The 18451-nt window shown below is 71.1% G+C and carries 15 protein-coding genes and 1 pseudogene; 14 read left to right on the top strand and 2 right to left on the bottom strand.

Going from position 1 to position 18451, the window contains the following annotated elements; translation table 11 throughout:
- The first annotated feature begins 5 nt into the window (after window positions 1-5).
- The 8 genes from murG to IPT68_RS09735 all read left to right on the top strand — a co-directional run bounded on the left by murG (window position 6) and on the right by IPT68_RS09735 (window position 7170).
- Window positions 6-1103, top strand: a complete 1098-nt coding sequence (gene murG / locus IPT68_RS09770) for an undecaprenyldiphospho-muramoylpentapeptide beta-N-acetylglucosaminyltransferase (protein WP_189697048.1) — start codon at window positions 6-8, stop codon at window positions 1101-1103.
- A gap of 26 nt (window positions 1104-1129) precedes the next feature.
- Entirely contained in the window at window positions 1130-1924 is a 795-nt protein-coding gene (locus IPT68_RS09765) for a cell division protein FtsQ/DivIB (RefSeq protein ID WP_189697049.1), read from the top strand.
- A gap of 278 nt (window positions 1925-2202) precedes the next feature.
- The gene (ftsZ, locus tag IPT68_RS09760) at window positions 2203-3393 is read left to right on the top strand and encodes a cell division protein FtsZ (RefSeq protein WP_189697050.1); all 1191 of its coding nucleotides are present in this window, start codon (window positions 2203-2205) and stop codon (window positions 3391-3393) included.
- Window positions 3390-4121 carry a peptidoglycan editing factor PgeF gene (gene pgeF, locus IPT68_RS09755; protein ID WP_189697051.1) on the top strand — a complete coding sequence of 244 codons (732 nt, stop codon included), beginning with the start codon at window positions 3390-3392 and terminating at the stop codon, window positions 4119-4121. The genes ftsZ and pgeF overlap by 4 nt, the downstream gene beginning before the upstream one ends.
- A gap of 6 nt (window positions 4122-4127) precedes the next feature.
- Window positions 4128-4847, top strand: coding sequence for a YggS family pyridoxal phosphate-dependent enzyme (locus IPT68_RS09750; RefSeq protein WP_189697052.1), 720 nt, complete (start codon window positions 4128-4130; stop codon window positions 4845-4847).
- Between the two features lie 129 nt (window positions 4848-4976).
- On the top strand, window positions 4977-5618 hold the full coding sequence (locus tag IPT68_RS09745) for a cell division protein SepF (RefSeq protein WP_189697053.1): 642 nt from the start codon (window positions 4977-4979) through the stop codon (window positions 5616-5618).
- 80 nt (window positions 5619-5698) lie between these two features.
- Complete coding sequence (locus tag IPT68_RS09740) at window positions 5699-5983, top strand: YggT family protein (protein ID WP_033318070.1); 285 nt, start codon at window positions 5699-5701, stop codon at window positions 5981-5983.
- Window positions 5984-6036: 53 nt separating this feature from the next.
- A complete protein-coding gene (locus IPT68_RS09735; protein WP_189697054.1) occupies window positions 6037-7170 on the top strand; it encodes a DivIVA domain-containing protein in 1134 nt (377 codons plus the stop codon).
- Window positions 7171-7370: 200 nt separating this feature from the next.
- On the opposite strand, the gene ileS is transcribed toward IPT68_RS09735, so the two are convergent.
- Entirely contained in the window at window positions 7371-10508 is a 3138-nt protein-coding gene (ileS, locus tag IPT68_RS09730) for an isoleucine--tRNA ligase (RefSeq protein WP_189697055.1), read from the bottom strand.
- Window positions 10509-11135: 627 nt separating this feature from the next.
- Here ileS and IPT68_RS34605 point away from each other — a divergent pair.
- From IPT68_RS34605 to IPT68_RS09705, 5 genes and pseudogenes are all read left to right on the top strand, one after another.
- Window positions 11136-13142: a TraR/DksA family transcriptional regulator gene (locus IPT68_RS34605; protein ID WP_265583936.1), complete on the top strand. Its 2007-nt coding sequence runs from the start codon at window positions 11136-11138 to the stop codon at window positions 13140-13142.
- Between the two features lie 132 nt (window positions 13143-13274).
- The gene (gene lspA, locus IPT68_RS09720) at window positions 13275-13979 is read left to right on the top strand and encodes a signal peptidase II (protein WP_189697056.1); all 705 of its coding nucleotides are present in this window, start codon (window positions 13275-13277) and stop codon (window positions 13977-13979) included.
- 67 nt (window positions 13980-14046) lie between these two features.
- Complete coding sequence (locus IPT68_RS09715; RefSeq protein ID WP_189697057.1) at window positions 14047-14991, top strand: RluA family pseudouridine synthase; 945 nt, start codon at window positions 14047-14049, stop codon at window positions 14989-14991.
- A complete protein-coding gene (locus tag IPT68_RS09710; protein WP_189697058.1) occupies window positions 14988-15455 on the top strand; it encodes a GNAT family N-acetyltransferase in 468 nt (155 codons plus the stop codon). Before IPT68_RS09715 ends, IPT68_RS09710 begins: the two co-directional genes overlap by 4 nt.
- 312 nt (window positions 15456-15767) lie before the next feature.
- A pseudogene (locus tag IPT68_RS09705) lies at window positions 15768-16232 on the top strand (cation:proton antiporter domain-containing protein); the annotation flags it as partial.
- 406 nt (window positions 16233-16638) lie between these two features.
- Here the strand turns inward: IPT68_RS09705 and IPT68_RS09700 are convergent.
- On the bottom strand, window positions 16639-17760 hold the full coding sequence (locus IPT68_RS09700; RefSeq protein WP_189697059.1) for a mechanosensitive ion channel family protein: 1122 nt from the start codon (window positions 17758-17760) through the stop codon (window positions 16639-16641).
- 107 nt (window positions 17761-17867) lie between these two features.
- On the opposite strand from IPT68_RS09700, the gene IPT68_RS09695 reads away from it, so the two are divergent.
- Entirely contained in the window at window positions 17868-18437 is a 570-nt protein-coding gene (locus tag IPT68_RS09695) for a dienelactone hydrolase family protein (RefSeq protein ID WP_189697060.1), read from the top strand.
- Window positions 18438-18451: the final 14 nt, after the last annotated feature.

Raw genomic sequence — 18451 nt, 5'->3', positions numbered from 1 at the left:
TTTCGGTGCATGTCGTACTCGCTGGTGGGGGGACCGCCGGCCACATCGAGCCCGCGCTCGCCCTCGCGGACGCCCTGCGCAGGCAGGACCCGACGGTGGGGATCACGGCCCTGGGCACGGAGCGCGGCCTGGAGACCCGGCTCGTCCCGGAGCGCGGCTATGAGCTGGCGCTGATTCCCGCCGTGCCGCTGCCGCGCAAGCCCACTCCCGAGCTGATCACCGTTCCGGGCCGGCTGCGCGGCACGATCAAGGCGGCGGAGCAGATCCTGGAGCGCACCAAGGCGGACGCCGTGGTCGGCTTCGGCGGCTATGTGGCGCTGCCCGCGTACCTGGCCGCCAAGCGGCTCGGTGTGCCGATCGTGATCCACGAGGCGAACGCCCGCCCCGGCCTCGCCAACAAGATCGGCTCGCGGTACGCCTCCCAGGTCGCCGTCTCCACCCCGGACAGCAAGCTGCGCGGCGCCCGCTACATCGGCATCCCGCTGCGCCGCTCCGTCGCCACCCTCGACCGGGCCGCCGCCCGTCCCGAGGCCCGCGCGATGTTCGGCCTCGACCCCAACCTGCCCACGCTGCTCGTCTCCGGCGGCTCGCAGGGCGCCCGCCGCCTCAACGAGGTCGTGCAGCAGGTGGCGCCCTGGCTCCAGCAGGCGGGCATCCAGATCCTGCACGCGGTCGGCCCGAAGAACGAACTGCCGCAGGTACACCAGATGCCGGGGATGCCCCCGTACATCCCGGTAAGTTACCTGGACCGGATGGATCTCGCGTACGCCGCTGCCGACATGATGCTCTGCCGCGCGGGCGCGATGACCGTCGCCGAACTCTCCGCCGTCGGGCTTCCGGCCGCCTACGTCCCGCTGCCCATCGGCAACGGCGAACAGCGGCTGAACGCCCAGCCGGTGGTCAAGGCCGGCGGCGGACTGCTGGTCGACGACGCGGAACTCACCCCGGAGTGGGTGCAGCACAACGTCCTGCCCGTGCTGGCCGACCCGCACCGGCTGTACGAGATGTCCCGCGCCGCCGGTGAGTTCGGCCGCCGGGACGCCGACGAACTCCTCGTCGGCATGGTGTACGAGGCGATCGCCGCCCACCGTGCCCACCCTTAGGCACGTTTGAACGGAAGGCAGGGAGCGTGGCCGGACCGACCACCGCCGAGCGCGGTGCACGCCAGCAGGAGCCGTCCGGCCCGCCCCGCGTCCGGGGGTTGAGGCCGCCCCGGCTCCGTACGATCATCATTCTTGCGCTTGTCCTCATTCTTCTCGGGGCCGGTGCCGGCTGGCTGTTGTACGGCTCGCAGTGGACGCGCGTGGAGCGCGTGACCGTATCCGGCACCCGTGTCCTGACGCCCGCGCAGGTGCGCGAGGCCGCCGACGTGCCGGTCGGGGCGCCGCTGATTTCCGTCGACACCGACCGGATCGAGGCACGGCTGCGCCAGAAATTGCCCCGAATTGACGTGGTTGAGGTGGTCCGTTCCTGGCCGCATGGAATCGGCTTGAAAGTGACCGAGCGGACCCCGGTCCTGCTCGTCGAAAAAGGCGCCGAGTTCGTGGAAGTGGACGACGAAGGTGTCCGGTTCGCCACGGTTTCTGAGGCCCCGAAGGGCGTTCCGCTCCTGGAAATGTCGGTCTCCCGCACGGGTTCGGCCGCGCCCAGTCACCGCCGTTTCGGAGAGAGCCGCCTGGTGCGTGAGGCGGTCCGGGTCGCCGGCGCCGTTCCGGCCGCCGTCGCCCGTGAGACCCGGGCCGTCAAGGTCCGTTCCTACGACGACATCTCACTGGAGTTGAGCGGTGGACGCACCGTCGCGTGGGGGAGCGGCGAGAAGGGGCGCGCGAAGGCCCGTACGCTCACCGCCCTCATGAAAGCGGCCCCCGGCGCCCGGCACTTCGACGTCAGCGTTCCCACCGCCCCCGCGTCATCGGGGAGTTGACGCACATCCGCGCAGGCCAGCACCCTGGTTGGGCAGCGCTACGCCTGATCACATAGGGTGAAAAGAAAAACGGGAGGTTCGGCGTGTTCGTTGAACGTGCGCCACTTGTCGACTTAGTGTCCTGTTCAGAAGACTCCAGGAAACAGACACACTGGTAACCCTAAACTTCAGCGTTAGGGTTCGGGTCGGCACTACGGACCGTCCCATTCGGCATCAGTCGTCGGACCGCGGGGCACCGCGAGACGACGGCACGTAATTCGAGGCGAGAGGCCTTCGACGTGGCAGCACCGCAGAACTACCTCGCAGTCATCAAGGTCATCGGTGTCGGCGGCGGTGGTGTCAATGCCATCAACCGGATGATCGAGGTCGGTCTCAAGGGCGTCGAGTTCATCGCCATCAACACTGACGCACAAGCGCTGTTGATGAGCGACGCCGACGTGAAGCTCGACGTCGGCCGCGAACTCACCCGCGGACTCGGCGCCGGAGCCAACCCGGCCGTCGGCCGCAAGGCCGCCGAGGACCACCGCGAGGAGATCGAGGAGGTCCTCAAGGGGGCCGACATGGTCTTCGTGACGGCCGGTGAAGGCGGCGGCACCGGCACCGGCGGCGCGCCCGTCGTGGCCAACATCGCCCGCTCGCTGGGCGCCCTCACCATCGGCGTGGTCACGCGCCCGTTCACCTTCGAGGGACGGCGCCGCGCCAACCAGGCCGAGGACGGCATCGCCGAACTCCGCGAAGAGGTCGACACGCTCATCGTCATCCCGAACGACCGGCTGCTGTCCATCTCGGACCGCCAGGTCTCGGTCCTCGACGCCTTCAAGTCGGCCGACCAGGTCCTGCTCTCCGGTGTCCAGGGCATCACCGACCTCATCACCACCCCGGGCCTGATCAACCTCGACTTCGCTGACGTCAAGTCGGTCATGTCCGAGGCCGGTTCGGCGCTCATGGGCATCGGCTCGGCCCGCGGCGACGACCGCGCGGTGGCCGCGGCCGAGATGGCCATCTCCTCGCCGCTCCTCGAGGCGTCCATCGACGGCGCCCGGGGCGTGCTGCTCTCCATCTCCGGCGGCTCCGACCTCGGCCTGTTCGAGATCAACGAGGCGGCCCAACTGGTCAGCGAGGCCGCCCACCCCGAGGCCAACATCATCTTCGGCGCGGTCATCGACGACGCCCTCGGCGACGAGGTCCGGGTGACCGTGATCGCCGCCGGTTTCGACGGGGGCCAGCCCCCGGCCCGCCGGGACAACGTCCTCGGCTCGTCCACCCCCAAGCGCGAGGAGCCGGCTCCGGTACGGCAGCCCGAGAGCCGCCCGTCCTTCGGCTCCCTCGGCAGCGTCAAGCCGAAGGAGGAGCCGGAGCCCGTGCCCGAGCCGGTCAGCGAGATCCAGGCTCCGCCGCCGGTCCCGCCGTCGCGGGCCTACACGGACAGCGCGGCCGAGGAACTGGACGTACCGGACTTCCTGAAGTGATAGGACAGCGCGACACCGTGGACGGCGCGCACTTCGCCTTCACCGACCGGTGGGGCGGGGTGAGCGCCGTTCCGTACGAGGAGCTCAACCTCGGCGGGGCGGTCGGCGACGACCCCGAGGCGGTACGGACCAATCGGGAGCTGGCCGCGAAGTCCCTGGGCCTCGACGCCGGCCGGGTGGTCTGGATGAACCAGGTGCACGGGGACGACGTGGCCGTCGTCGACGGACCCTGGGACTCCGCCGCGCCGATCCCGTCGGTCGACGCGATCGTGACCCGTCGGCGCGGCCTCGCCCTCGCCGTCCTCACCGCCGACTGCGTGCCGGTCCTGCTGGCCGACCCCGTCGCCGGGGTCGCCGCCGCGGCCCACGCCGGCCGGCCCGGCATGGTCGCCGGGGTCGTGCCCGCCGCGCTACGCGCGATGATGGAGTTGGGTGCCGAACCGGACAGGATCGTGGCCCGCACCGGACCCGCCGTGTGCGGCCGGTGCTACGAGGTGCCGGAGGCGATGCGCGCCGAGGTGGCCGCCGTCGAGCCGGAGGCGTACGCCGAGACCAGTTGGGGTACGCCCGCGGTCGACGTGGCCGCCGGCGTGCACGCCCAGCTCACCCGGCTCGGGGTGCGCGACCGGGAGCAGTCGCCGGTGTGCACGCTGGAGTCGGGCGACCACTTCTCGTACCGCCGCGACCGCACCACCGGTCGGCTCGCGGGCTATGTATGGCTGGACTGATCGGACATGACGGACCGTAAGGACGAACTCGGCAGGAATCTGGCGAAAGTCGAGGAGCGGATCGCCGCCGCGTGCGCGGCCGCCGGGCGGCGGCGCGAGGAGGTGACCCTGATCGTGGTCACCAAGACCTATCCCGCGGCCGATGTGCGGATGCTGTCGGAGCTCGGTGTGCGCCATGTCGCCGAGAACCGCGACCAGGATGCCGCCCCCAAGGCGGCGGAATGCGCGGATCTGCCCCTTACTTGGCATTTCGTCGGCCAGTTGCAGACCAACAAGGTGCGCTCCGTGGTCGGTTACGCGGATTTTGTGCAGTCCGTCGATCGTTCCAAGCTCGTCACGGCCCTGTCGAAGGAGGCCGTGCGCGCCGGGCGCGAGGTGGGGTGCCTGATCCAGGTCGCGCTCGACGCGGGCGAGAGCGCGCGAGGGGAGCGGGGCGGCGTGGCGCCGGGTGGCATCGGAGAGTTGGCGGACCTCGTGGCCGGGGCCCCGGGGCTGCGGCTGGAGGGGTTGATGACGGTCGCGCCGCTCACCGGCGAGTTCGCGGGACGCGAACTGGCGGCCTTCGAGCGGATGATGGATTTGTCGACTGACCTGCGCCGGACCCATCCGGCTGCCACCATGGTCTCGGCAGGGATGAGCGCGGACCTCGAACAGGCCGTGGCGGCCGGAGCGACACATGTGCGCGTCGGCACCGCGGTACTCGGAGTCCGCCCCGGGCTCGGGTAACGTCGCCAAGAAGTCGGACCACAGCAGAAAATATGGTCAATGCCGTCGAAGGGCGGGCGTAACGACCTCGTGGATGGCGGGCACTTGGCAGTCGTCAGCCGATCCACCACAGAGCGGAGGACTCAGAGCATGGCCGGCGCGATGCGCAAGATGGCGGTCTACCTCGGCCTCGTGGAGGACGATGGGTACGACGGCCGGGGATTCGACCCCGACGACGACTTCGAACCCGAACTCGACCCGGAGCCCGAACGGGACCACCGGCGGCACGAGTCGTCGCACCAGCCCCACAGTGCACATCAGTCCCAAAGGGACGAACCGGTGCGAGTGGTGCAGCCTCCCGCGCCCCGCGATCCGGTCGCTCACGCCGCTTCGCTCCCCGCGGAATCCGGACGCCCGGCGCGCATCGCGCCCGTGGCATCCATCACACAAGAACGCGCAAGCCTGGAGAAGAACGCACCGGTGATCATGCCCAAGGTCGTGTCGGAACGAGAGCCGTACCGGATCACCACGCTTCACCCGCGGACCTACAACGAAGCCCGTACCATCGGGGAACACTTCCGTGAGGGTACCCCGGTGATCATGAACTTGACTGAGATGGATGACACAGATGCCAAGCGACTTGTCGACTTTGCGGCGGGTTTGGTGTTTGGTCTTCACGGCAGTATCGAGCGGGTGACGCAGAAGGTGTTCCTGTTGTCTCCTGCTAACGTCGATGTCACGGCGGAGGACAAGGCCCGCATCGCAGAGGGCGGGTTCTTCAACCAGAGCTGAGACGTACGACCGGAAACATCAGTACAAGCATCACCGAGCAGTACCCAGAGCACGGATCAGGGGAGAGGGAAGCAAGGGTCATGAGCGTGGTCCTGGATGTCGTCTACATCGCGCTGATGTGCTTCCTCATCGTGCTCATCTTCCGGTTGGTCATGGACTACGTCTTCCAGTTCGCCCGCTCATGGCAACCCGGCAAGGCGATGGTGGTCGTTCTGGAGGCCACCTACACTGTCACTGATCCACCGCTCAAGCTTCTGCGGCGGTTCATTCCGCCGCTGCGTCTCGGGGGCGTGGCGCTCGACCTGTCCTTCTTCGTACTGATGATCATCGTCTACATCCTGATCTCTGTCGTGAGCCGGCTGTGAGCGATGTGAACTACGGTCTTGCCGAATGCCGACGACTACGTTGAGGTGAAGAGATGCCGTTGACCCCCGAGGACGTGCGGAACAAGCAGTTCACGACCGTCCGCCTCCGAGAAGGCTATGACGAGGACGAGGTCGATGCCTTCCTCGACGAGGTCGAAGCCGAGCTGACCCGCCTGCTCCGCGAGAACGAGGACCTGCGCGCCAAGCTGGCCGCGGCCACCCGCGCCGCCGCCCAGAACCAGCAGAACATGCGCAAGCCTCCGGAGGGGCAGGACCAGCCGCAGGGCATGCCGCCGCAGGGCATGCCGCAGCAGGGCATGCCGCAGCAGGGCATGCGGGGTCCCGGCGCTCCGGTGCCCGCCGGCATATCGGGCCCGCCGCAGCAGCAGATGGGTGGCCCCATGGGTGGCCCGCCCCAGCTGCCGAGCGGTGCGCCGCAGCTGCCCGCCGGTCCCGGCGGTCAGGGTCCGCAGGGTCCGGGCCCGATGGGTCAGGGTCCGATGGGCCAGGGGCCGATGCAGGGCCAGATGGGCCCGGGCCCCATGGGCGGTCCGATGGGTGGTCCCGGTATGCCCGGTCAGGGCCCCGGTGGCGACAGCGCGGCGCGTGTTCTGTCGCTGGCCCAGCAGACCGCCGACCAGGCGATCGCGGAGGCCCGTTCCGAGGCCAACAAGATCGTCGGCGAGGCCCGTTCGCGTGCCGAGGGCCTGGAGCGGGACGCCCGCGCCAAGGCCGACGCGCTGGAGCGGGACGCCCAGGAGAAGCACCGCGTCGCGATGGGCTCGCTGGAGTCCGCCCGCGCCACGCTGGAGCGCAAGGTCGAGGACCTGCGCGGCTTCGAGCGGGAGTACCGCACGCGCCTGAAGTCCTACCTGGAGTCGCAGCTGCGTCAGCTGGAGACCCAGGCGGACGACTCGCTCGCCCCGCCGCGCACCCCGCCGACCGCGTCCCTCCCGCCGTCCCCGGCGCCCTCCATGGCCCCGGCCGGCGCGAGCGCCCCGTCGTACGGCGGCGGCCAGACGATGGGCGGCGCCCCCTCGCCGGCCGCTCCGTCCTACGGCGGTCAGCAGCAGATGTCCCCGGCGATGACCCAGCCGATGGCCCCGGTGCGACCCCAGGGCCCGTCCCCGATGGGTCAGGCTCCCTCGCCGATGCGTGGGTTCCTCATCGACGAGGACGACAACTGACGGTTCGTAGTACGGCGTAGACGTCGGCAGCGTCATAGGGCGGGGCCCCGGATCCGATCCGGGGCCCCGCCCTTGTGCTACGCGTGTTCACGGTGTTTGCCGCTTGTGTTCGGATGTGGGCGCACTTGTGTGGGCGTACGCAACGCCGAAGGCCCGGGCCCACCAGAAGTCTTGGGTGGGTCCGGGCCTTCCGGTGGGTGCTACGCCTTGCGCAGGCGGAACGCCAGCGTCAGGGCCTCGTCCGTGAAGGGGGCGCCGTAGCTGTCGTCCGCCTCGCCCTGGGCGAAGTCCGTCGCCAGGACCTCGTCGGCGATCAGCGCGGCGTGGTCGCCGAGCGCGGCGATCGTCGCCGGGTCGGTCGCGGTCCAGCGCAGCGCGATGCGGTCGGCGACGTCGAGGCCGCTGTTCTTGCGGGCCTCCTGGATCAGGCGGATCGCGTCCCGGGCGAGGCCCGCCCGGCGCAGCTCCTCCGTGATCTCCAGGTCCAGGGCGACCGTGGCACCGGAGTCGGACGCCACCGACCAGCCCTCGCGCGGGGTCTCCGTGATGATGACCTCGTCCGGGGCCAGGGTGATCGTCTCGCCGTCGACCTCCACGGATGCCGTGCCCTCGCGCAGGGCGAGGGACAGCTCGGCCGCGTCCGCGTGGGCGACGGCCTTGGCGACGTCCTGGACGCGCTTGCCGAACCGCTTGCCCAGCGCGCGGAAGTTCGCCTTGGCCGTCGTGTCGACCAGGGAGCCGCCGACCTCGCTCAGGGACGCGAGCGACTCGACGTTCAGCTCCTCCGTGATCTGCGTGTGCAGCTCGGGGGAGAGGGCGTCGAAGCCGGCCGCGGCGATCAGCGCGCGCTGCAGCGGCTGACGCGTCTTGACGCCGGACTCCGCGCGGGTGGCCCGGCCCAGCTCCACCAGGCGGCGCACCAGCACCATCTGCTTCGACAGCTCCGGGTCGATGGCGCCCAGGTCGGTCTCCGGCCAGGAGGACAGGTGCACCGACTCCGGCGCGCCGGGCGTGACCGGCACGATCAGGTCCTGCCAGACCCGCTCGGTGATGAACGGGGTCAGCGGGGCCATCAGCTTCGTGACCGTCTCGACGACCTCGTGCAGGGTGCGCAGCGCCGCCTTGTCGCCCTGCCAGAACCGGCGCCGGGAGCGGCGCACGTACCAGTTCGACAGGTCGTCGACGAACGCCGACAGCAGCTTGCCGGCGCGCTGGGTGTCGTACGCCTCCAGGGACTGCGTCACCTGGTCGGTCAGCGCGTGCAGTTCGGACAGCAGCCAGCGGTCGAGCAGCGGGCGGTCGGCCGGGGCCGGGTCGGCCTCGGACGGGGCCCAGCTCGACGTCCGCGCGTACAGGGCCTGGAAGGCGACCGTGTTCCAGTAGGTGAGGAGCGTCTTGCGGACGACCTCCTGGATGGTGCCGTGGCCGACGCGGCGGGCCGCCCACGGGGAGCCGCCGGCCGCCATGAACCAGCGGACCGCGTCGGCGCCGTGCTGGTCCATGAGCGGGATCGGCTGGAGGATGTTGCCCAGGTGCTTGGACATCTTGCGGCCGTCCTCGGCGAGGATGTGGCCGAGGCAGACGACGTTCTCGTACGACGACTTGTCGAAGACCAGGGTGCCGACGGCCATCAGCGTGTAGAACCAGCCGCGCGTCTGGTCGATGGCCTCGCTGATGAACTGTGCCGGGTAGCGGGACTCGAAGAGTTCCTTGTTCTTGTACGGGTAGCCCCACTGCGCGAACGGCATCGAACCCGAGTCGTACCAGGCGTCGATGACCTCCGGCACGCGTGTGGCCGTCTTCTCGCACTGCGGGCAGGCGAAGGTGACCTCGTCGATGTACGGGCGGTGCGGGTCGAGGCCGGACTGGTCGGTGCCGGTCAGCTCGGTGAGCTCGGCGCGGGAGCCGACGACCGTGAGGTGGTCGTCCTCGCAGCGCCAGATCGGCAGTGGGGTGCCCCAGTAGCGGTTGCGGGACAGCGCCCAGTCGATGTTGTTGTTGAGCCAGTCCCCGTAGCGGCCGTGCTTGACCGTGTCCGGGTACCAGTTGGTCCGCTCGTTCTCCTCCAGCAGGCGGTCCTTGATGGCCGTCGTGCGGATGTACCAGGACGGCTGCGCGTAGTACAGCAGCGCGGTGTGGCAGCGCCAGCAGTGCGGGTAGCTGTGCTCGTACGGCAGGTGCTTGAAGAGCAGGCCGCGCTCGCCGAGGTCCTCGGTGAGCTTCTCGTCGGCCTTCTTGAAGAAGGCGCCGCCGACGAGGGGGAGGTCCTCCTCGAAGGTGCCGTCCGGGCGGACCGGGTTCACCACGGGCAGGCCGTAGGAGCGGCAGACCTTGAGGTCGTCCTCACCGAAGGCGGGGGACTGGTGGACGAGGCCGGTGCCGTCCTCGGTGGTGACGTACTCGGCGTTGACCACGAAGTGGGCCTGCGTGCCCTCGGGGAACTCGACCAGCTCGAAGGGGCGCTGGTACGTCCAGCGCTCCATCTCCGCGCCGGTGAAGGTCCGGCCGGTGGTCTCCCAGCCCTCGCCGAGGGCCTTCTCGACCAGCGGCTGTGCGACGACCAGCTTCTCCTCGCCGTTCGTCGCGACGACGTAGGTGACCTCGGGGTGGGCGGCGACGGCGGTGTTGGAGACGAGGGTCCACGGGGTCGTCGTCCACACCAGGAGCGCGGCCTCGCCGGCGAGGGGGCCGGAGGTCAGGGGGAAGCGGACGTAGACGGAGGGGTCGACGACCGTCTCGTAGCCCTGGGCCAGCTCGTGGTCGGACAGGCCGGTGCCGCAGCGGGGGCACCAGGGGGCGACGCGGTGGTCCTGGACGAGGAGTCCCTTGTTGAAGATCTCCTTCAGCGACCACCAGACCGACTCGATGTACTCGGGCTCCATGGTCACGTACGCCTCGTCGAGGTCGACCCAGTAGCCCATGCGGGTCGTCAGCTCGGAGAAGGCGTCGGTGTGGCGGAGCACGGACTCGCGGCACTTGGCGTTGAACTCGGCGATGCCGTACGCCTCGATGTCCTTCTTGCCGGAGAAGCCCAGCTCCTTCTCCACCGCCAGTTCCACGGGGAGGCCGTGGCAGTCCCAGCCGGCCTTGCGGGCCACGTGGTAGCCGCGCATGGTGCGGAAGCGGGGGAAGACGTCCTTGAAGACGCGGGCCTCGATGTGGTGGGCGCCCGGCATGCCGTTCGCGGTGGGGGGGCCTTCGTAGAACACCCACTCGGGGCGGCCCTCGGACTGCTCCAGGCTCTTGGCAAAGATCTTCTGCTCGCGCCAGAAGTCGAGCACGGCGTGCTCAAGGGCGGGCAGGTCGACCTGGGCGGGCACCTGGCGGTACGTCGTCATCGATCTTCCTCCGGCGGACTTGCTGCCTTCCGACCGGAGGGACGAGAGCCGTCTTTCCTACGCCGCTGCGGCGCGCTCCCGCGGTACCACCCTCCTTGGCTCGCCGGGGCGGGGTGTGCCTCGGTGAGCCCTCTCATTGGGGTCGCGATGCCGGTTCTACCGACCTGGCCTATCGGCCGGGCTTTCTTCCGGCGGCTCCGGGGTGATCTTCACGTCGCGCTCGCCCCCGGGCTTTCACCGTCCCCGGGTCGCTCTGGGCTGCGTACGCCGCTACTCGTCCCCATCCACGCTTTTCGCTCCGCCCAGTGTACGGCGCCGGGCCGACCGGGGCCGACCGGATTTTCGGGTGCGGTGGCGGGCGGGGGCGGGGCGTGTGCGGGGGTGAGGTCGACGTGGGGTGGACCTGTGCGGTATGACCTGATTGGTCAAATATGTGAATTCGGATCCTGTGATGTCCGGCTCGGCGGAATACCTGGCGGGGAGCTGGGCACAACGCATGCATGCCGACCGCGGGGCGGCCGTGGGGCGTGCGATTCGGGCGGCGTGCCCCGTTGCCGCGGGACCCGAGTCGATTTATCGTCCCAGCACGATTCGCGTGCAAAATCACAATATGTGAAGGGGCCGGCCATGGTGGCGAAGAAGTCCGCCGTACAGCAGTCGGCGTCCGGCAGGTCCACGAGTGCCTCCGGCGGGACGGCGAGTGCGTCCGGCGGGGCCAAGGGGGCTGGTGGGAAGAAGAGCACGCAGGGGGTCGCGTCGGCCGCGAGGCGCGCGGTGGGCAAGGCCGTGAAGACGGTGCGGGGGGCGGCTTCGGCGGGGGTGGGCGGGAAGAAGGGCACCGGCGGGAGGGGGAAGGCGGCTGCGGAGCGGGCGACGGCCCAGGGGGCGAGTCCGGAGGGGACGGCCGGGGCTCGGGCGGCGCCTGAGGAGAAGGCGGCTGAGGAGAAGGCGGCTGAGGAGAAGGCGGCTGCGAAGAAGGTGCCTGCGAAGAAGGTGTCGGCGAAGAAGGCGTCCGCGAAGAAGCCGGCGGCCAAGAAGGCGGCTGCCGAGACGGCGGCTGCCGCGGGTGGGCCGGCCAGGAAGGCGGCTGCCGAGACGGCGGCTGCCGCGGGTGGGCCGGCCAAGAAGGCGTCTGCCGGGAAGACCTCCGCCGCCCAGGCAGCGGCTGCCGGGACGCGGGCGGCCAAGAGCGCGCCGGGCAAGAAGGCCGTGGCCGGAGAGGTGGCGGGGGAGAAGGGCGCGGCGAAGAAGGCGCCGGCGAAGAAGGCCGGGGCGGGGGAGGCGGCGGGCGGGGAGCGCGCTGCGAAGAAGGCTGTGGCCAAGAAGGCCGGGGCCGGGAGGACGGCTGCCAGGAAGACGGTGGCGGACCAGGCGGAGGTGGCGCGGAAGGCGGCGGCCTCCGCGGGAATACCGGCCGAGAAGGCGGTGGTCCCTGAGGGCGCGGTGGCCGAGCAGGCCGTCGGCGAGAAGGTCGTGGCCGAGAAGACGGCTGCGAAGAAGACGGTTGCGAAGAAGACGGCTGTGAAGAAGACGGCTGTGAAGAAGGCCGCCGCCAAGAAGACCGTGGCACCGAAGGACGCCGTGGCGAAGAAGGCGGCGCCCGGGAAGGACGCCGTGGCGAAGAAGGCGGCGCCCGGGAAGGACGCCGCGGCCAAGAAGGCGGAGCCGGAGAAGGACGCCGTGGCGGTGGCACCGGCGCCGGAGAAGGATGCCGGGGCGGTGGCACCGGCGCCGGGAAAGGACGCCGTGGCGAAGAAGAAGGTGGCCGGGAAGGCGGCCGCGGGTAAGGAGAGCCCGACCGAGTCGGCCGCGGCGGGTGCCGGAGCCATGGCCCGAGAAGCCGCCTCGAGCGGGGAGGGCGTGGCGGCGAAGGCTGCGTCGGGTAAGGAAGCCGTGGGCGGGAGGGCCGCGACGGGTGAGGGCGCCGTAGCCGCGAGGGCTGTGGCCGGTGAGGACGCCGCGGCCGGGAGCGCTGCGTCTGGTGACGAGGCCGTGGCCCCGAGGGCTGTGGCTGGTGAGGCGGTGGAGGGCCGTGCCGTTGGTGGTGCGGCCGTCGTCGGTGGAGGTCGGGAGCGCGCCTCGCAGCGGGCGGGCGGGCGGAGTACGGGCAAGAAGGCGGGCGCGGCGCGGGCCGCGAAGCAGACGGGAGCCACGACGGTGGTTGCGAAGAAGACCCCTGGTCAGGCCACGGCGGCGAAGACCGCCGTCCCCAAGGCGCGGGGCGGCGCGGTGGAGCCGGGCGATCTGGCGGTGCGCCCCGGCGAGGACCCCTGGACCCCGGAAGAGGTCGCGGAGGCCCGCGGGGAACTGACGTCCGAGATGGAGCGACTGAGCGCCGAGATCGCCAACGCCGAGTCGTCCCTCGTCGGCCTGATGCGGGACTCCGGGGACGGCGCAGGCGACGACCAGGCCGACACCGGCGCGAAGAACATCACGCGCGAGCACGAGCTGGCCCTCGCCGCCAACGCGCGCGAGATGCTCACCCAGATCGAGCACGCCCTGCAACGCCTCGACGCCGGCACCTACGGTCTCTGCGAGAACTGCGGCAACCCCATCGGCAAGGCCCGTATGCAGGCCTTCCCCCGGGCCACCCTGTGCGTCGAGTGCAAGCAGAAGCAGGAGCGCCGGTACTGATCCGTCCGCGTCGAGAAACCCCGTGGGCCGCCGGACCTCTTCGCATGCCGCCGTATGCCTCCTGAGCACGTGTGCCGTCTTCGGCGTGCCGTACCCTCGTGCTCAGTCAGGCACCTAGGTTGAGGGACTCACGTGGCAGAGGCGGAGCGCATCATCGGTACGCCGGGCACCCCGGAGGCGGCGCGGGCCGGGCAGGAGCGGCCCGGCGACGACGCCGTGTCGCAGGAACGGTCCGGCGCCGAGGCGGCACAGACCCCGGCCGGCGGGTCCGGCGGCGACGAGCCGGCCGGCGAGGCGGCGGCCGGCTCGTCCGGCACCGACGGGCGGGACGCCGAGGTCGGACGGCCCCGGGGCAGGCGCCGGATCGCTGTACTGTTCGCGGTCGCCGGTGTCGCGTACGCCCTCGACCTGATCAGCAAGATGATCGTGGTGGCCAAGCTGGAGCACCACGAGCCGATCGAGGTCATCGGGGACTGGCTGCGCTTCGAGGCGATCCGCAACGCGGGCGCGGCCTTCGGCTTCGGCGAGGCCTTCACCGTGATCTTCACCGTGATCGCGGCGGTGGTGATCGTGGTGATCGCTCGGCTCGCCCGCAAGCTGTACAGCCTGCCGTGGGCGATCGCCCTCGGCCTGCTGCTCGGCGGTGCGCTCGGCAACCTCACCGACCGCGTCTTCCGCTCGCCCGGCGTCTTCAAGGGCGCGGTCGTCGACTTCATCGCGCCCAAGCACTTCGCGGTCTTCAACCTCGCCGACTCGGCCATCGTGTGCGGCGGCATCCTGATCGTGCTGCTGTCCTTCAAGGGTCTCGACCCCGACGGCACCGTGCACAAGGACTGAGAGCCCGTAACGGCCGACCGACAGGCTGGCGTACGGCGCTGTCGGAGCCGTCCGGCATACTCGACGGGTGAGCACGATTCCCGAGATCCGTACCCTGCCCGTGCCGGACGGCCTGGAGGGCGAGCGCGTCGACGCCGCCATCTCCCGCATGTTCGGCTTCTCCCGTACCAAGGCCGCGGAGCTCGCCGCGGCGGGCAAGGTGCTGGTCGACGGCACGACGGTCGGCAAGTCCGAGCGGGTGCGCGGCGGCGCCTGGCTGGAGGTCGAGATGCCGCAGGCGGCACCGCCGGTGCAGGTGGTGGCCGAGCCGGTCGAGGGCATGGAGATCGTGCACGACGACGAGGACGTGGTCGTCATCGTCAAGCCGGTCGGCGTGGCCGCGCACCCGAGTCCGGGATGGACCGGGCCGACGGTCATCGGCGGCCTGGCGGCGGCCGGGTACCGGATCTCCACCTCCGGCGCGGCCGAGCGGCAGGGCATCGTGCACCGCCTCGACGTCGGCACGTCGGGGCTGATGGTGGTCGCCAAGTCCGAGCGCGCGTACACCTCGCTCAAGCGGCAGTTCAAGCAGCGCACGGTCGACAAGCGCTACCACACCCTCGTCCAGGGCCACCCCGATCCCACCAGCGGCACCATCGACGCGCCCATCGGCCGCCACCCCAACCACGACTACAAGTGGGCGGTCACGGCCGACGGCAAGCCGTCCGTCACGCACTACGACCTGATCGAGGCCTTCCGCGCGGCCTCGCTGCTCGACGTGAAGCTGGAGACGGGCCGCACCCACCAGATCCGCGTCCACATGGCCGCCCACCGCCATCCCTGCGTCGGCGACCTGACATACGGCGCCGACCCCACGCTCGCCAAGCGGCTCCGGCTGACCCGGCAGTGGCTGCACGCGGTGCGGCTGGGCTTCGAGCATCCCGGGGACGGCGAGTGGGTGGAGTTCGCCTGTGACTACCCGGACGATCTGCAGGACGCGTTGGACAAGGTGCGTGAGGAGACCTACGGATGAGTGCTGGTTACGTCGTGCGGGTCGCCGAGGACGAGGCCGACCGCGAGGCGTGTTTCGCCGTGCGCAAGGAGGTCTTCGTCGCCGAACAGGGCGTGCCGGAGGACGTGGAGTACGACGGGTACGACGCCGGCGCGCTGCACGTGCTGGCCGTGCGGGAGGACGGTGTGCCGCTCGGGACCGGGCGGCTGCTGTACGGCGCCGAGGTGGCCGGCAAGACCGGGGGCGATCCGTCGGTCGGGTCGCTCGGGCGGCTCGCGGTGACGCGGGAGGCCCGCGGGCTCGGCGTCGGGGGCGCGCTGGTACGGGCCATCGAGGACGCGGCACGCGCGCGTGGGCTGGCGGCCGTCGACCTGCACGCGCAGACGCATGCGCTGGGGTTCTACGAGCGGCTGGGGTACGCGGCGTACGGGCCGGAGTTCCCCGACGCGGGGATACCGCACCAGGCGATGCGTCGCCCGCTCTGAGGTGCGGCGGCCCGGCGCCCGTGACGGTGCGACGCGGGGGTCGGCCGTTCGGCGGGGGCGTGAACGGTCGGCCACGGGCCTGAGCGGTCGGCCACGGGCTTGAGCGTTCCTGGGGCCTGAGCGTTCGGGGGGCTTGAGCGGTCGGCCACGGGCCTGAGCGGTCGGCCACGGGCTTGAGCGTTCCTGGGGCCTGAGCGTTCGGGGGGCTTGAGCAGTCGGCCGCGGGCCTGAGCGTTCGGGGCGCTTGAGCGGTCGGCCGACGGGTCCGGCCGTTCGCGGGGGTTCGACCGTCCAGACCTCGGAGTGCTGACCGTGGATCAGTTGGCCCTGCGCTTCGTGCTGTTGCTCGGGGCTGTGGTGAGTGTCCCGCTCGGGGACCGGCTGCGGTTGCCGGCGCCGGTGCTGATGACCTTGCTGGGCATCGTGCTCGCGCTGCTCGACTTCGTGCCGAACGTCGACATTCCGCCGGACCTGATCCTGCCGCTGCTGCTGCCCCCGTTGCTCTACGCCGCCGTACGGCGCACCTCCTGGCGGCAGTTCACGGCCAACGTCCGGCCGATCTTCCTGCTGGCCGTGGCGCTGGTCTTCGTCACGATGGTCTGTGTGGCCGCCGTCGCCCACGCGATCGTCCCGGGGCTGCCGCTCGCCGCGGCCCTGGCGCTCGGCGCGCTGGTCGCGCCGCCCGACCCGGTCGCGGCGACCGCCGTCGCCGGGCAGTTGGGGCTGCCGCGGCGGCTGGTGTCGATCCTGGAGGGCGAAGGGCTCTTCAACGACGTGGGCGAGCGGCGGGAGGGGCATGAGCAACGGGTGCGGAGGGTGCGGAGGCTGCGGCGGATCGAGGGGGAGATGCTGAGTGCGGCGCGGCACGAGGTTGGCCGCGCGGAGTGAGGCGGGGGCCGATCCGGAGGTGGTGGATCGGGTGTTGCGGCAGCTGGACGTACGGAGTCTGCGGTGAGTGGAGGGGGGTTCTCCCACCCGCGCACCCCGCGTTTCCAGTCGGACAAGAGGTGAGCGCCCGCGGGGGCTGAGCGCCGTCGGCGGCTGCCCGCCGTCGTGGGTACGCGGGAGCCCGGCGTCGTGACGATGGCGCGTCTCGTGCGCCGGGCCCCGGCGGCGGCGTCGTGACGGTGGTGCGTGTCGACCTCGGCTGTGCTTCGTCTGGTGTGCGGGTGGTGGGAGGGGGTCAGCCTCGGTCCGGCCTCGGGGTTTCGACTGCTCGGCGGGGGGCCGTGCCGTCGGGGGAGCGGCGGTGGCCGTTGGAGCCGGGGGGAGGGGTCGCGTCCGCCGTGTTGACCCGGGGGAGCGCGTACGGGTGTTCCTTGATCAGCCAGGCGATCATCCGCTCGCGGACCGTGACTCGTACCGTCCAGACGTCGTCCGCGTCCTTCGCCGTCAGCAGGGCCCGCACCTCCATGGTGTTGGGCGTGGTGTCCGTCACGTCCAGACCGTAGGCCCGGCCGTCCCAGGCGGGGCACTCGCGCAGGATGTCGCGGAGCTTCTCGCGCATCGCGGCCACGGGGGCCGTGTGGTCGAGGTGCCAGTACACGACGCCGGTCATCTGCGGTGTGCCGCGCGACCAGTTCTCGAAGGGCTTGGACGTGAAGTACGACACCGGCATCGTGACCCGGCGCTCGTCCCACGTGCGGACCGTGAGGTACGTCAGCGTGATCTCGTCGACGGTGCCCCATTCGCCGTCGACCACGACCGTGTCCCCTATGCGCACCATGTCGCCGAACGCGATCTGCAGCCCCGCGAACATGTTGCTCAGCGTCGACTGCGCCGCCACACCGGCGACGATGCCGAGGATGCCGGCCGAGGCCAGCAGTGAGGCGCCCGCCGCGCGCATCGCCGGGAACGTCAGCAGCATCGCCGCGATGGCCACCACGCCGACGACCGCCGCGACCACCCGTGTGATGAGCGTCACCTGGGTGCGGACCCGGCGGACCCGGGCCGGGTCGCGCCGGGCGCGGGAGTTGGCGTACCGCGAGTACGACGTCTCGACGACCGCCGCCGCGATCCGGATCACCAGCCAGGCCGCCGACCCGATCAGGACAAGCGTGAGCGTCTGCCCGACGCCGACCCGGTGGTCCTGGAGCAGTTGTGCCTCGTCGTACGAGCCTCTCAGCGTGGCCGCGGACAGCACGAGCTGGTAGGGGATGCGGCCCCGGCGCAGCAGACCCCACAGCGGGGTCTCCGGGTGCCGTTCGTCGGCCTTGCGCAGCAGCCGGTCGGTCGCCCAGCCGATGAAGATGCCGAGCAGGACCGAGCCGCCGATGACTATCAAGGGGCGGAGCAGGTTCTCCATGCCCTCGAACGTAACCAGTCACGGGGGGCAGTGAACATGTGACTTCGCGGCGGATCGGGGTAGGGTCCCGGACCTGCGACGTCGTATCCGGCTGGCACCATGGCCCCATGAACATCATGCTCTTTCACTCGACCTACGGCCTCACGCCGGCGGTGCGCGCCGCGGCGGACCGGCTGCGCGCGGCCGGTCACGAGGTGTGGACGCCGGACCTCTTCGAGGGGCGCACCTTCGAAACGGCCGAGGAGGGCATGGCGTTCAAGGAGGAGGTCGGCAAGGACGAGCTGCTGAAGCGGGCCGTGCTCGCCGCCGCGCCCTACTCGGAGCGCGGGCTGGTGTACGCCGGATTCTCGCTCGGCGCCTCGGTGGCGCAGACCCTCGCGCTGGGCGACGAGAGGGCGCGTGGGCTGCTGCTCCTGCACGGCACGTCGGACCTCGCGCCGAACGTCTCGGTGGACGAGCTGCCGGTGCAGCTGCACGTCGCCGAGCCGGACCCGTTCGAGACGGACGACTGGCTGAGCGCCTGGTATCTGCAGATGCGCCGGGCGGGCGCGGACGTGGAGGTCTACCGGTACGCCGGGGCCGGGCACCTGTACACCGACCCCGAGCTGCCGGACTACGACGAGGAGGCCGCCGAGGCCACCTGGCGGGTGGCGCTCGGCTTCCTGGAGACCCTCTAGTGCTCTGACCACAT

It is taken from the genome of Streptomyces chromofuscus (assembly GCF_015160875.1).
Classification (GTDB): domain Bacteria; phylum Actinomycetota; class Actinomycetes; order Streptomycetales; family Streptomycetaceae; genus Streptomyces; species Streptomyces chromofuscus.
Note: the sequence above shows the minus strand (reverse complement) of the source record. Positions and strands in the feature narration are given on the sequence as shown.

What these genes read in the sequence shown, in the direction of transcription:
- IPT68_RS09750 (WP_189697052.1), top strand. Translation starts at nt 4,128, where the DNA reads ATGACGGACCGTAAGGACGAACTCGGCAGGAATCTGGCGAAAGTCGAG.
- IPT68_RS09745 (WP_189697053.1), top strand. Translation starts at nt 4,977, where the DNA reads ATGGCCGGCGCGATGCGCAAGATGGCGGTCTACCTCGGCCTCGTGGAG.
- IPT68_RS09740 (WP_033318070.1), top strand. Translation starts at nt 5,699, where the DNA reads ATGAGCGTGGTCCTGGATGTCGTCTACATCGCGCTGATGTGCTTCCTC.
- IPT68_RS09735 (WP_189697054.1), top strand. Translation starts at nt 6,037, where the DNA reads ATGCCGTTGACCCCCGAGGACGTGCGGAACAAGCAGTTCACGACCGTC.
- ileS (WP_189697055.1), bottom strand. Translation starts at nt 10,508, where the DNA reads ATGACGACGTACCGCCAGGTGCCCGCCCAGGTCGACCTGCCCGCCCTT.
- IPT68_RS34605 (WP_265583936.1), top strand. Translation starts at nt 11,136, where the DNA reads ATGGTGGCGAAGAAGTCCGCCGTACAGCAGTCGGCGTCCGGCAGGTCC.
- IPT68_RS09710 (WP_189697058.1), top strand. Translation starts at nt 14,988, where the DNA reads ATGAGTGCTGGTTACGTCGTGCGGGTCGCCGAGGACGAGGCCGACCGC.
- IPT68_RS09700 (WP_189697059.1), bottom strand. Translation starts at nt 17,760, where the DNA reads ATGGAGAACCTGCTCCGCCCCTTGATAGTCATCGGCGGCTCGGTCCTG.
- IPT68_RS09695 (WP_189697060.1), top strand. Translation starts at nt 17,868, where the DNA reads ATGAACATCATGCTCTTTCACTCGACCTACGGCCTCACGCCGGCGGTG.